The 12,346-nt window shown below is 43.9% G+C and carries 13 protein-coding genes and 1 tRNA gene; 10 read left to right on the top strand and 4 right to left on the bottom strand.

Features of this window, described 5'->3' with window-relative positions; all coding sequences use genetic code 11:
* Nucleotides 1–58: 58 nt before the first annotated feature.
* A complete protein-coding gene (locus tag HC231_RS05010; RefSeq protein ID WP_208230001.1) occupies nucleotides 59–421 on the bottom strand; it encodes a hypothetical protein in 363 nt (120 codons plus the stop codon).
* Nucleotides 422–660: 239 nt separating this feature from the next.
* Here HC231_RS05010 and gpt point away from each other — a divergent pair, with 239 nt between their 5' ends.
* The 10 genes from gpt (at nucleotide 661) to HC231_RS05060 (ending at nucleotide 7,952) form a co-directional block, all read left to right on the top strand.
* Nucleotides 661–1,119: a xanthine phosphoribosyltransferase gene (gene gpt / locus HC231_RS05015; protein ID WP_208230002.1), complete on the top strand. Its 459-nt coding sequence runs from the start codon at nucleotides 661–663 to the stop codon at nucleotides 1,117–1,119.
* A gap of 344 nt (nucleotides 1,120–1,463) precedes the next feature.
* A complete protein-coding gene (gene frsA / locus HC231_RS05020; protein WP_208230003.1) occupies nucleotides 1,464–2,711 on the top strand; it encodes an esterase FrsA in 1,248 nt (415 codons plus the stop codon).
* Between the two features lie 59 nt (nucleotides 2,712–2,770).
* Nucleotides 2,771–3,145 carry a sigma factor-binding protein Crl gene (gene crl / locus HC231_RS05025; protein ID WP_208230004.1) on the top strand — a complete coding sequence of 125 codons (375 nt, stop codon included), beginning with the start codon at nucleotides 2,771–2,773 and terminating at the stop codon, nucleotides 3,143–3,145.
* A 125-nt stretch (nucleotides 3,146–3,270) separates the two neighbouring features.
* The gene (gene proB, locus HC231_RS05030; RefSeq protein ID WP_208230005.1) at nucleotides 3,271–4,374 is read left to right on the top strand and encodes a glutamate 5-kinase; all 1,104 of its coding nucleotides are present in this window, start codon (nucleotides 3,271–3,273) and stop codon (nucleotides 4,372–4,374) included.
* Between the two features lie 10 nt (nucleotides 4,375–4,384).
* Complete coding sequence (gene proA, locus HC231_RS05035) at nucleotides 4,385–5,638, top strand: glutamate-5-semialdehyde dehydrogenase (protein ID WP_208230006.1); 1,254 nt, start codon at nucleotides 4,385–4,387, stop codon at nucleotides 5,636–5,638.
* A gap of 190 nt (nucleotides 5,639–5,828) precedes the next feature.
* Nucleotides 5,829–5,904: transfer RNA gene (locus HC231_RS05040), tRNA-Thr, on the top strand.
* A 194-nt stretch (nucleotides 5,905–6,098) separates the two neighbouring features.
* Nucleotides 6,099–7,004 carry a DUF6387 family protein gene (locus HC231_RS05045; RefSeq protein ID WP_208230007.1) on the top strand — a complete coding sequence of 302 codons (906 nt, stop codon included), beginning with the start codon at nucleotides 6,099–6,101 and terminating at the stop codon, nucleotides 7,002–7,004.
* A 122-nt stretch (nucleotides 7,005–7,126) separates the two neighbouring features.
* The gene (locus tag HC231_RS05050) at nucleotides 7,127–7,333 is read left to right on the top strand and encodes a helix-turn-helix transcriptional regulator (protein ID WP_208230008.1); all 207 of its coding nucleotides are present in this window, start codon (nucleotides 7,127–7,129) and stop codon (nucleotides 7,331–7,333) included.
* A gap of 32 nt (nucleotides 7,334–7,365) precedes the next feature.
* On the top strand, nucleotides 7,366–7,596 hold the full coding sequence (locus tag HC231_RS05055; protein WP_208230009.1) for a hypothetical protein: 231 nt from the start codon (nucleotides 7,366–7,368) through the stop codon (nucleotides 7,594–7,596).
* Nucleotides 7,597–7,679: 83 nt separating this feature from the next.
* Nucleotides 7,680–7,952 (top strand): hypothetical protein, encoded by a 273-nt coding sequence (locus HC231_RS05060; protein WP_208230010.1) that lies wholly within the window; start codon nucleotides 7,680–7,682, stop codon nucleotides 7,950–7,952.
* Nucleotides 7,953–8,248: 296 nt separating this feature from the next.
* Here the strand turns inward: HC231_RS05060 and HC231_RS05065 are convergent, their stop codons facing one another.
* The 3 genes from HC231_RS05065 to HC231_RS05075 all read right to left on the bottom strand — a co-directional run bounded on the left by HC231_RS05065 (nucleotide 8,249) and on the right by HC231_RS05075 (nucleotide 11,809).
* Nucleotides 8,249–10,411, bottom strand: coding sequence for an AAA family ATPase (locus HC231_RS05065; protein ID WP_208230011.1), 2,163 nt, complete (start codon nucleotides 10,409–10,411; stop codon nucleotides 8,249–8,251).
* Nucleotides 10,412–10,935: 524 nt separating this feature from the next.
* A complete protein-coding gene (locus tag HC231_RS05070; protein WP_208230012.1) occupies nucleotides 10,936–11,310 on the bottom strand; it encodes a hypothetical protein in 375 nt (124 codons plus the stop codon).
* Entirely contained in the window at nucleotides 11,300–11,809 is a 510-nt protein-coding gene (locus HC231_RS05075) for a replication/maintenance protein RepL (protein WP_208230013.1), read from the bottom strand. The genes HC231_RS05070 and HC231_RS05075 overlap by 11 nt, the downstream gene beginning before the upstream one ends.
* Between the last annotated feature and the right edge of the window lie 537 nt (nucleotides 11,810–12,346).

The raw sequence follows: 12,346 nt of genomic DNA on the forward strand, positions 1-12,346 counted from the left end.
TTCTGAATGCATCGAACGATAGGAAAATAATATGGCGGAGAATGGCCGCCCGGAGAGGTTAGCTCGCGGAGCTTGGATGATGGTGAATGGTTACTTTATCTCCCACCGACAATACCCGGTACTCAATCTCGGTGGCTTCAACCTGGTAACGCTGCCCGTTGGCTTCGACATCCAGAATAAACTTTTCGCTTTCCAGCGTATGTACCGGAATATAGCTGTAAAAATTATCAATCAGCGTGAGCGTCTTTTGCGCGGGAAGATGGTAACGACGCACGATTTTCCCTTGTAGCGCTTCGGGTTTTTTCCACAGCGCCTGAAAGCTGGCGCTCAATTCGTTATAAAACAGCACAACCAGTCCAATGACTAAAACAGTGCTGATCACAGTGAGCTGTTCTTGAACCAAAACATAAAATTCGGTCATGGTCGTCTCCGGTTGATTTGCCTCGGTCTTATTTAATATATTTTTCTGCCGGAAGCGTCCAATCTCTTTTTGTGCTTAGTTATCGCCAAATTTTTGTTTAGACTGCACGCAGGCGGAGTGAACTCAGCTATAACGCAGAGAAACGCTGGTTTTTGTGTCGTTGGATATCTATAATCCCGCGCAACCTTTTTCCCTTCAGACTCAACGTAAGCCATTTCTATTCGGCTGGGATATATTTTATGAGCGAAAAGTACGTCGTAACCTGGGATATGTTGCAAATTCATGCCCGCAAACTGGCACAGCGTCTACTGCCTGCCGAACAATGGAAAGGCATCATTGCCGTTAGCCGCGGCGGATTGGTTCCTGGCGCGCTGCTGGCGCGTGAACTGGGCATTCGTCATGTTGATACGGTTTGCATCTCCAGCTATGACCATGATAACCAGCGCGAAATGAAAGTGCTCAAGCGCGCGGAAGGCGATGGCGAAGGCTTTATCGTGGTGGATGATTTGGTTGATACCGGCGGTACGGCGAAAGCCATTCGCGATATGTATCCCAAGGCCCACTTCGTCACGATTTTCGCCAAACCGGCCGGTAAGCCGTTGGTTGACGATTATATCATCGACATTCCTCAGAATACCTGGATCGAACAGCCGTGGGATATGGGCGTGGTCTTTGTGCCGCCGCTATCCGACCGCTGATATAACCCTTCATCTTTCAAGTTGCAGGTGCGTTGGCTGCGTTTGCTCACCCGAATCACTTACCTGAGTAAGCTTATCGGGATTCACTCACTTGCCGCCTTCCTGCAACTCAAAATCTATTGGGTATAACCACTCGTCTGTTTATTTGTCTCATGCCCGGTTATGCCGGGCATTTTTGTTTATCAACGCTCGTCATATTTCAAGACTTGTTTGCCATTTACGGCTAATTTGCGCTGATTATGTGCTCTTGTGTTGATTTGCGCGCGCCGCCGTTTGTCTTCACTATGATGAGTTAGTTACACTCGGCACTAAGTTTAGTGTCGCTTACATTAAGGGAGACTGCTGTGGCGCAAGCTAACTTGTCTGAAATCCTGTTCAAACCGTCCTTTAAGCATCCGGAAACGTCTACGCTGGTAAGGCGCACGCGTCATGACCAGGATGCATTGAGTTCGCACTCCGCGCTGGAAGGAGAGAACACCGGCAACTGGTATCGCATGCTGAATCGACTAATGTGGATCTGGCGCGGCGTCGATCCGTGGGATATCGAAGAAGTGCTGGCGCGCATTGCCATCAGCAAGGCGGAGAGAAGCAAACGTCAGTTACTGGATACGGTGATTGGCTACCGCAGCGGCAACTGGATTTACGAATGGGTAAAGCAAGGGGCCGTCTGGCAGAGCCGGGTCACAGACGACGACAGTAGCGAAAACGGCCGGTATTGGCTGAACGCGGCGAATCTGTATAGCATCGCGGCCTATCCCCATATTAAAGGCGATGAACTGGCCGAACAGGCTCAGACGTTGGCCAACCGCGCTTATGAAGAGGCGGCGAAATATCTTCCCTATGAGTTAAAGGAACTGACCTTCCCCATTGAAGGCGGCGGCTCGCTGACCGGTTTTCTGCATCTGCCCCACAAGGGCGAAGCGCCGTTTCCAACGATACTGATGTGCGGCGGCCTGGAAACATTGCAAAGTGACTACTATCGCCTGTTCCGTGACTACCTGGCGCCGGCCGGGATGGCGATGCTGACCATCGATGTTCCGTCGGTCGGTTTTTCTTCCCGCTGGAAATTGAACCAGGATTCCAGCTTCCTGCATCAGCAGGTGCTGCGGGCATTGCCGGACGTGCCGTGGGTGGATCATTGCCGTATCGGGGCATTCGGCTTTCGTTTCGGGGCCAACATCGCTGTGCGGCTGGCTTATCTTGAGACGCAGCGTCTGCGTGGCGTCGCTTGTCTCGGTCCCGTGGTGCATCATCTGCTGTGTGACGCTGAGCGTCAGCAGCAGGTGCCGGGAATGTTTATGGATGTGCTGGCGAGCAGGTTGGGCATGCCGTTTTCTACGGATGCCGCGTTGAAAATAGAGTTGGGCCGCTATTCGCTTAAAACGCAGGGGCTGCTTGGCCGGCGTTGCCCAACGCCGATGTTGGCCGGATATTGGGACAACGATCTGGTCTGCCCGAAGGAAGAGGCGACGCTGATCGTCAATTCATCGCAGCAGGGGAAATTGTTGCCGGTGAATTTTTCACCGGTCTACCAGAATTTTCATCATGCGTTACAGCAAATCACCCGTTGGTTAGGACAAAAATTAGCTTAGTTGATTGATAAATTGCCATACTCTGCTAAAAAGAAAGTTCAAACCGAGGAGATTGCCGAATGTTGTTACCGAGTGGGCATACGAAAAGCAGACTCATGAAAAACTTTGCCTCTCTGGGGCCGTATTTACGCGAAGCCCAGTGTGAGCATGACCATTTTTTCTTTGATTGTCTGGCCGTTTGTGTCAATGTAAAACCCGCCCCGGAAAAACGTGAATTTTGGGGCTGGTGGCTGGATCTTAAAGCGCAAGACCAGACGTTTACCTACGATTATCGCTTTGGCCTGTTTGATAAAAACGGCAATTGGCGTGAAGAAAAAATTAAAGATAAAGAAGTGATGGATAAGCTGGAAAGTACGAAAGAAGCCTTCCATGTTCGTTTGGAAAAACTCCTGCAATCATTGGACCCGGTCTGTTCATTAACCGCACGACCGTGACGCTCCCTGCCTGATCCCCGATTTATTAGCGGGTTTTCGCGTTATGCCTGTTGGCATAATGCGCCCGGCCTGTTACAACGTTTTTCTTATTTATTTTTTTAATGACTTTCAACGGCAGAAAAATTATGAGCGGTAGCCAAACTTTGGTTGTGAAACTTGGCACCAGCGTGCTGACCGGCGGTTCGCGCCGCCTTAATCGGGCCCATATTGTAGAACTGGTGCGTCAGTGCGCGCAGCAGCATGCGGCCGGGCATCGGATTGTTATTGTGACGTCTGGGGCGATTGCCGCCGGACGTGAACATTTGGGTTACCCGGAACTTCCGGCGACCATCGCCTCCAAGCAACTGTTGGCCGCGGTCGGACAAAGCCGCTTGATTCAACTGTGGGAGCAGATGTTTTCCATTTACGGCATTCACGTCGGCCAGATGCTGCTGACGCGCGCCGATCTGGAAGATCGCGAGCGCTTTCTTAACGCGCGCGACACCATGCGGGCGCTGTTGGATAACCACATTGTTCCGGTCATCAATGAAAATGACGCGGTAGCCACCTTAGAAATCAAGGTCGGCGATAACGATAACCTTTCCGCGCTGGCGGCCATTCTGGCCGATGCGGATAAACTCTTATTGCTGACCGATCAGGACGGATTGTTCACCGCCGATCCGCGTAAAAATCCGGATGCAGAGCTTATTCGCGAGGTTACCGGCATCAGCGACGCGCTGCGCAATATCGCGGGCGACAGCGTATCCGGCTTAGGCACCGGCGGCATGTCGACCAAACTACAGGCTGCCGATGTCGCCTGCCGCGCCGGTATCGACGTGGTGATTGCGGCGGGCAACAAGCCGGGCGTTATCGGCGATGTTATCGCCGATGTCTCCGTCGGCACGCGTTTCCATGCGCTGGAAGCGCCGCTGGAGAAACGCAAGCGCTGGATTTTCGGCGCGCCTCCGGCTGGGGAAATCACGGTGGATGACGGCGCGCTATCGGCGATCCTCGAACGCGGCAGCTCGTTATTGCCCAAAGGGATCCGCGAAGTGACGGGGGATTTCTCCCGTGGCGAAGTCATTCGCATCCGCAGTCTGACCGGACGCGACTTAGCGCATGCCGTGACCCGTTATAATAGCGATGCATTGCGTATGATTGCCGGACACCATTCCCAGCAGATCGCCGATATTCTCGGTTACGAATACGGTCCGGTGGCAGTTCACCGGGACGACATGATTATCAATTAAGGAGTACGCGATGCTTGAACAAATGGGCAAAGCGGCGAAAGCGGCGTCTTACCAACTTTCGGTGTTGAGCACGGCCGAGAAAGATCGCGCACTGATGACGATTGCCGATTTACTGGAACAGGAAAGCGTTCAGATTCTGGCGGCCAATGAGCAGGACGTGGCGCAGGCACGGCAGAACGGCATGAGCGAAGCGCTGCTCGATCGGTTGTTGCTGACGCAGGAAAGACTGGCGGCGATTGCCAATGATGTTCGCCAGGTATGCCGGTTGACCGATCCGGTGGGGCAGGTGATTGACGGTCGTATGCTGGACAGCGGCCTTAAGCTGGAGCGGCGCCGCGTGCCGCTCGGCGTTGTCGGCGTGATTTATGAGGCCCGGCCCAATGTCACCATCGATGTGGCTTCGCTGTGCCTGAAAACCGGTAATGCGGTGATCCTGCGCGGCGGCAAGGAAACGTACCGCACCAATGCGGCAACGGTGAAGGTCATCCAACGGGCGTTGGCGCAGTGCGGCCTGCCGAAGTCCGCGGTGCAGGCCATCGAAAGCCCGGATCGTGAGCTGGTGAATCAGTTGCTGAAACTGGATCGCTATATCGACATGCTGATCCCGCGCGGCGGGGCCGGTTTGCACAAGCTGTGCCGCGAACAGTCGACGATCCCGGTTATTACCGGCGGGATCGGCGTGTGCCACATTTATGCGGATGAAAGCATCGATTTTGCCAAAGCCCTGACCGTAATTGAAAGCGCTAAGGTGCAGCGCCCCAGCGCCTGCAACAGTCTGGAAACGCTGCTGGTGAATAAAAGCATTGCGCCTGACTTCCTGCCTGCGCTAAGCAAAAAAATGGCAACGGCCGGCGTAACTTTACACGCCAGTGCATCCGCAATGCCGTATCTGGCCGACGGTCCGGCAAAAGTCGTAGCGGTGGAAGCGGCCAACTATGACGATGAGTGGCTGTCGAACGACCTCAACGTCACGCTGGTGGATGATTTGGAAGACGCGGTGGCGCATATCCGCGAGCACGGCACACAGCACTCCGACGCGATTCTGACGCGTTCGCTGAGCAATGCGGAACGTTTTGTGCGCGAAGTGGATTCCTCGGCGGTTTATGTCAATGCCAGCACCCGCTTTACCGACGGCGGACAGTTTGGTCTGGGGGCGGAAGTGGCCGTCAGCACACAAAAACTGCATGCGCGCGGCCCGATGGGATTGGAGGCCTTGACCACCTATAAATGGATTGGCTACGGCGACGATCTGGTTCGGCCATAACCTTATCTTTTAATCCGTAAAGTTATAGGGATCTCTGTTATTAGCGTGGAAAATTATCAGAGAATCCCTATCTTCAATACAGCGATTATAAAACCAGCAGACGATAGCCAATCACTTGACTTGCCGCCTCATTTTCAATAGTTTGTCACCCCGTAGTTCATCGTCATGCATTCGCCAAGACGATCCCAACGCCGATATAGCTCAGTTGGTAGAGCAGCGCATTCGTAATGCGAAGGTCGTAGGTTCGACTCCTATTATCGGCACCATAAAATCAATAAGTTACGAAAATTCCTCTCATAAAATATTCCCGTTTTTCCTCTCGCGTACTTACTGGCGTACTTATTTAGCACGGTATAGCCCTTTACCATAATCTCCCCCCAGAAAGCATTAGCCTTTGACCGTTGGCTGAAATCCGGTTGTTGCATATAGTGGTGTAACGACATAAAGACCGGGCAATATAATGACAAAAAAAGAAAAAATGCTGGCGCTGAGAAAATGGTTCAATCCTGATAACTATGACGCCTTGCTGGATCTTACCGTCGAAGAGCTGTGGCAGGAGTTCAGGTACAGGCAGAACATGTTTTACTCTCTGGAAACGGCTATCGAGAGGCAACGCGAGAAGCTCAACTATAAAGAGGAAGAACTGATTTTCTCTGGTCAACCTGTCCTTACCGCTTCGCTAGGTGAAAATAAACCCTCTGTTGGTGAACATAACCTTGAAAGCAATCAACATGTCAGGCTTTTTCCTGTCAGTTGGCTTTACCAGCTTAGGGACGTGATACGCAAAAGCAAAATCGTTCCTTTTGATGAGTTCGGGCGGCCAGAATCTGACACCCCCTACAATAGTTACCCTGCCTCGTGGTTCTGGGGAAAACTGCACGAATCACAGAAAGGACGAATGATATTCCATATCAACCTGCGGGGTTCAACGGATGATGAAATCCTTGAATCCATGCGTTACCTGTTACCAAAGTGGCGTAAAGCAACCGGGGCGAAGCTAATCGACGGAAAGCTGACTCTCAATTTTGGTGAGGTAATGATTAAGAAGTTGGTGGATTTTCGCATAATCCCCTTGCTTGATTTGCTGTACTGGTCAGGGCGTAACGAGATAAAACTGAGTGATGCCGAGCTATCGGCGCTCATATACCGGGTGGGAATTGATGTGGTTCGTGGTGACTCCCAGATCAAGGAAACGGATAAACCGATGGCCCTCAAAGCTAAAACATACCATTTTGATAATCAGTTTATGGCTTTTTTGTATAAAAACAGATACATGATGGATATGAAAGTATCCGCTATCGTGGATAAGCTCAATAAGGAGCAGGAAGAACGAGAAGAAAAGAGAAAGTCAAGGGGTAAGGGATAAAAAATCGTTCCTGGTAAAACTTGAAGGAGAGCGTTTCAGACGCCCTCCTTTTTTTTGGTCCATTTTTTAGCATGGCTATTCGCAATATCATTCTTCACATCAAAACAACAAAGGAGAAAAATATGAACCAAAAATATGAAAGTTTTATTCGCTTGTCAGAAGTAATAAAAAGAACAGGTATAAGCCGATCAAGCATTTATCGTCTGGTAAATAAAAATAAGTTTCCTGCACCAGTAAAAATAAGTGAAAAGGCCATTGCCTTCATCGAGAGAGAAGTAAATGACTGGATTGAAAACCTGATTAATTCTTCACGCAATAAAGCAGCATAACTTAAATTAATATAAAAATAAAAGAGGTGTTTATGAGTACATTGATTAAAAAAGCAACAAGAGAAATGGATAAGCTGGACTGGGGGTCTCTGGATATATTAGCAGAGTATTTATACACGCCGCACTGGATAGCTGAGTTCGACGATAAAAAGAGCAAGTTTTACAATATAATCATAATCTATCGTGATCTTGATCGCTTTGGTCAGGAATCATTGAAAAGCTATCTGGCGTATAGAAAAAATAAAATAATTTCAGAACGATAATAATATAACAACAGATTTTAAAAATGGTGAGTAAACGCCATATGGCTGGCGTTTGCCTGAGATAAACAATGGGAGAGATAAAGATGAAAACGTTTTATATAAGAAGGTTGTGTTTTAAAATTGAAGTTAATATTTTAGATGAGTTTTATGAAGAGGAACTAAGAAGTGCAGTAAGACGGGCGTTGGATAAGTGGATTACGGATACAGGGATCTTGGAAAGGACAAACAAACAGAAAAAAGCGTCTGACAAGATAGCTTTGCAGGATTACTTAAATAAATATGCAATCAAGGAATCTCATGTTAATGCAGTAGAAGTGAAGGTTAAGATAATATGGGATATGCCGTGGGTTAGGTAATAGTCTGGAACAGCCCGAAACGGGCTTTCTCACGGTTTCTATACCAAAAAGTACTACTGTATCTGTTGGAGTTAATAAATAGATTATGAACTCCATATTAAAAATCCAGCAAGTTACTGAAACAACAAATATCAAAATAAAGGAATGGGCCTTCCGCCCACTACGCTTGGTCGGGAGGGGAAATAGTAGACGTGCGAACATGGTGGTACATCAGATAAATAGCCTATCAACGATAACATTCCTGATAGGCTGTTAGGGATATTAGCTCAGTAATTGAAAGTTATACTGAGGTTGTTTTAGTTCTTTATTTTTGCCATCTTTTTATAATGTGCAGAATAACCTGTATGTTCGAATACTAATCTAAGCCCCTCTTTGAAATCATTATAGTTAAATTCTTTGAAGTCAAAAATGTTCTGTCCTAATGAGTGTGATTCTCTGTTTATGTAGCGAATAAAAGACTGAAATCGTGGGTTTTTTAACTCCGGTTTTTGAGTGACGTTGCTTAAATCTGCTTTTTGTACAAAGTTGAAAAAGTATTCAATTATATTCCTCATGCAGTTAGCAATTAAGGCTGGGGGTTGTTTGTCATCATTGATTACTGACCAGTAAGACTGATAGTCATTTTGTATTTCATCGTACTTCATTAAGCTAATTGAACTGCCATTGGAGTTTTTAGAAAGCCTAAATAAATTTTGAGTTTCTTTTCTTCTTTCATGGTTTGCATCAGCAAGTTCATAGAAAAAATATAGGCTGTGAGATAAAACAAATACCTGCTCTATTTCATCAGAGTTAAAGAAGTCATTTTTTATCAACTGGCCAATATTATAGACAAAAATATGTGATAAGCTTGATACAGGATCATCGATTATTGCTATTTTTCTCGTTTTACCCTCGGTAGCGATTCTTTTACCTCTGAATAGTTCTCTAAAATATAAAAGGCTGATAATCATTTTTTCGCCTTCACTTAATGATGAGAATATTTTAGAATTAGACTCATTGCGTACTATGCGATAAAGAGCATCTTCATATTTTTCGATATAAAAATCAGTGATTCCGATATCATTTAGACCTTGATTGATGTTGAATACTGCCTCATCTATATTTACGGTGGATTTCTGATATTCAATCCGCTCTTCATCTTTAACCTTTATTGTTTCTTCTTTACCATCTTTTTCTGTGTTTTTTTGAATGATGATATTGTTCGCACTGCTTTTTATATCATTGAAATTTAAAATTGTTTGATCATACTCATGCCTTAATATCTGCCAGAAGGATATCTTTATTTTTTCTAACTCATCTTTTGCATTGTCTATTTTGGAGTTATGTGTGTTTATTTCAATGTTCACTAATTCCACTAGTGAATTGAAGTTATCAACAGAGTTAGATATGTCAGTCAGAGTTACCGGATTACTGGGATTTATTACTTTCTGTTTTATTAGTTCTAGATTGCCCACTGCATCTTTGCTTAATTGGTTATAATAATCGCTTAATTTAATTATATGATTGGCAGACAGTTTGCATTCTTTATAAGTATCCAGTGAAGGAATGCGGTCAATCAATGACTTATATTTAGTCTGGATAGAATTAATTTTTTCTACACTATTTTGATACGTTTCGTCGAAATAATGACGAATATGCTGAACCAGGTTTTCAGTTATAGTTTTGGATTGACAAAATGGACACTGAGAGTATTCAGTTTGTTCTAAGTATTTTAGCCCTTCATTTACCCAATCTGAGTTCTGAAGCTTACTTATAAGATATGAAACGGGACTATCTGTACTTCCCACAATGATATCTTGAAGCAATTCTACTTCATCGAATGATAATTCAATGGTGTCAATTTTCTCTAACATGCTGTATTTAATTGCTGTTTCGCCATCAACCGCACTTACTTCTTCTTTTAGGTTAGAGATGTTTTTTGATGGCTTAGTATTAAGTAAAGGAATGGAGCAAAGATGGTTAAATAATGATTCTTTACTTCCCATTTTCCCTGACAAACAAAATTCAAGGACCCTATCACCACCTGAATAGTTAGTTTTTATTTCCCATGTTTTACTTTGAGCTTTGTTTTTTGCATCAGAAATAATGGTGTTTTGTGCTGTAATTTCATTTTCAATTTCACGTTTTTCATCAGATAACTTTATTATTTCTAATGTAAGACTCTCAACCTTTTTTTTTGCTTCTTTATTTTCTTTGGATAAACTAAATATTCCATTTAGAGAATCTTTTGCATAAAAGTTATCCTGAATGAACTTCTGATTGTAGACAAGGACTTCATCATACTCACCTGAGTGAGAGCAGTGCTGATATTTTTTATTATCTATGTCATAGAAATAATTGGAGAGTGTGCTTTTACCTGTTCCATTTAAACCATAAATAATATTTATTTTTTTATCAGTATTTAACTCTGACTTTGATTTATAACTTGCAACTTCATTTAGTACTATATTGTTTATCATGATTTGCCCTTTAGATGTTCGTGACTAAAGACCCAATGTTGATAAAGTATCTCTTATGAGAGTGCTATGCAAGTAAGCGAGTGATGTTTTACGACGTAGATACACAAGATATTAACTTGCTACTGCGGCGTCATATTCTCTTCATTGCAAGAGTGGGATGCCCTTTAATTGACAGTGTGGTTTTTACTGTTTTCTATTTTTCATGTTAGCCAATCATCATAAATCTTATCTGCCATTTTAGCTAGTCTGTTTTAATTTAAAGAGTGTACGGTGTATAGGATAAGCGTAAACATAATTTATGTACCGAAAAAGTTGACGGCTCGGTTTATGTTTTCATTCGAGTAGACTCAGCTTCATCAAAAGTACGATCAGGAGCAGACCCTTTCTGCCACAACTTTTCTAACTACCCTCAGAAAATAGGTAGTAAAAGTGTGCCAACGAAGTTACAAGATCTATTCCTCGCTTACAGCGGTCAGTCAACTTCAACAATCGGCAGGAGTGTAGTATAACCGCTTTGTAGTTTGTTATTGGCTGATTATGCTTAGAATCTGCCTATTATCAAAAAGCTCAGCCAGAACCGCTTCCAGCGCCTCTGGTTGCCACATACTGGACAGGTGGAACTCCTCCGTTCCGGTTTTGCATGTGAGGTCTTCTCGAACTGCTACCATGACAGTGCTAAGAATCTGGTCTTTATATGACAGTAGTTTTTCTTTGTCCAAAAAATGGAACCGACGACCGGAGAAAATCATTCGCAGGTAGTTCAGATAATTATCTTGGAACTGGTCATGGTGGTAGCTATTAACAGAGTAATAACGAATCAGTGATGCTGCTATGAGGCAGGCTATACCGTCTTCATTGTTGTACTGGTTTAATATTGTTGTTATTTCTTTATTTAGCATTTTTATCTCCATTTTTTATTTTTATTTCCTCAATGAATTTTGCTCTATCGCCGTTAAATACTACCGCAGGGTTAATATAGTAAATATATTTAGACTTGCTTGGTGCTATAATCTGTTTTTCTATAAGCTCTTTTATTCCACGGTAAAAAACGGGATTCGACAGATTAAAATCACACTCACTTGCTATATCCTTTGCAGTTTCAAAATTCATATAAACCTGATCTTTACCAATCGCATCAGAAATAGAAAAAAGGAATATGTAAAACAGCTTATTTCCTGTCAGGGACAGATCAAAGAGGACACGGATCTTGGAAATGAAAAGCTTAACGAATTTTTCTTTATCAACTTCCTGTATAGAATGAATAACTCTTTCGTATCGGTCTCCCTCTGGTGATTCAAATTTTTCTCCGCGAGCTATTGTTCTTCTTTTATCTTTCGTTTTTATCTCTATGCCATTTTGCAATACGAATGGATTTTTATCATAAGTGTGGTTGTTCATTATATTTCCTTTTTATTATTATAATAATACATATATAACTATGGATTTTAAAATGTCAAATATATTTTGAAGTGTTTTCTTCATTTTAATATTCAGGAATGAAGTAAAATACAACAAACCCGAAGAGAAAAAGAACAAACCCGAAGAAAGATCTACAAACCCGAAGAAAAATCAACAAACATGAAGAAAATGAGTTTTTAATCTATTGTTTTATATGATTATTTTTCTCTTAAGAAGTATAAGAAATATAAGATCTAAGAGGACAAAAAGAAACCATGTGCGTTTTAACCGCACAAACAGGTTTCGACAGGGGTAATAACACTGCGTTATTAAAGTTATGTGATTTCATAACCCGAGTTATGCTTAAACATAACCTTTTTTCTGTAACTGCATGAATATAATGAGAAATACGCCCGGTAATATATTTAATAGGATTAATATAGTAAAAGGGTTAAAACTGGAAAAAGTTTACTTAAACTGGACATTCCGCCAGTTTTGATAATTATGGCAATGCTTTTCTTAATTTTATTATGTACA

Origin of the sequence: Brenneria izadpanahii, assembly GCF_017569925.1 — a bacterium.
GTDB lineage: Bacteria > Pseudomonadota > Gammaproteobacteria > Enterobacterales > Enterobacteriaceae > Brenneria > Brenneria izadpanahii.

What these genes read in the sequence shown, in the direction of transcription:
- HC231_RS05010 (WP_208230001.1), bottom strand. Translation starts at nt 421, where the DNA reads ATGACCGAATTTTATGTTTTGGTTCAAGAACAGCTCACTGTGATCAGC.
- gpt (WP_208230002.1), top strand. Translation starts at nt 661, where the DNA reads ATGAGCGAAAAGTACGTCGTAACCTGGGATATGTTGCAAATTCATGCC.
- crl (WP_208230004.1), top strand. Translation starts at nt 2,771, where the DNA reads ATGTTGTTACCGAGTGGGCATACGAAAAGCAGACTCATGAAAAACTTT.
- proB (WP_208230005.1), top strand. Translation starts at nt 3,271, where the DNA reads ATGAGCGGTAGCCAAACTTTGGTTGTGAAACTTGGCACCAGCGTGCTG.
- proA (WP_208230006.1), top strand. Translation starts at nt 4,385, where the DNA reads ATGCTTGAACAAATGGGCAAAGCGGCGAAAGCGGCGTCTTACCAACTT.
- HC231_RS05045 (WP_208230007.1), top strand. Translation starts at nt 6,099, where the DNA reads ATGACAAAAAAAGAAAAAATGCTGGCGCTGAGAAAATGGTTCAATCCT.
- HC231_RS05050 (WP_208230008.1), top strand. Translation starts at nt 7,127, where the DNA reads ATGAACCAAAAATATGAAAGTTTTATTCGCTTGTCAGAAGTAATAAAA.
- HC231_RS05055 (WP_208230009.1), top strand. Translation starts at nt 7,366, where the DNA reads ATGAGTACATTGATTAAAAAAGCAACAAGAGAAATGGATAAGCTGGAC.
- HC231_RS05060 (WP_208230010.1), top strand. Translation starts at nt 7,680, where the DNA reads ATGAAAACGTTTTATATAAGAAGGTTGTGTTTTAAAATTGAAGTTAAT.
- HC231_RS05065 (WP_208230011.1), bottom strand. Translation starts at nt 10,411, where the DNA reads ATGATAAACAATATAGTACTAAATGAAGTTGCAAGTTATAAATCAAAG.
- HC231_RS05070 (WP_208230012.1), bottom strand. Translation starts at nt 11,310, where the DNA reads ATGCTAAATAAAGAAATAACAACAATATTAAACCAGTACAACAATGAA.
- HC231_RS05075 (WP_208230013.1), bottom strand. Translation starts at nt 11,809, where the DNA reads ATGAACAACCACACTTATGATAAAAATCCATTCGTATTGCAAAATGGC.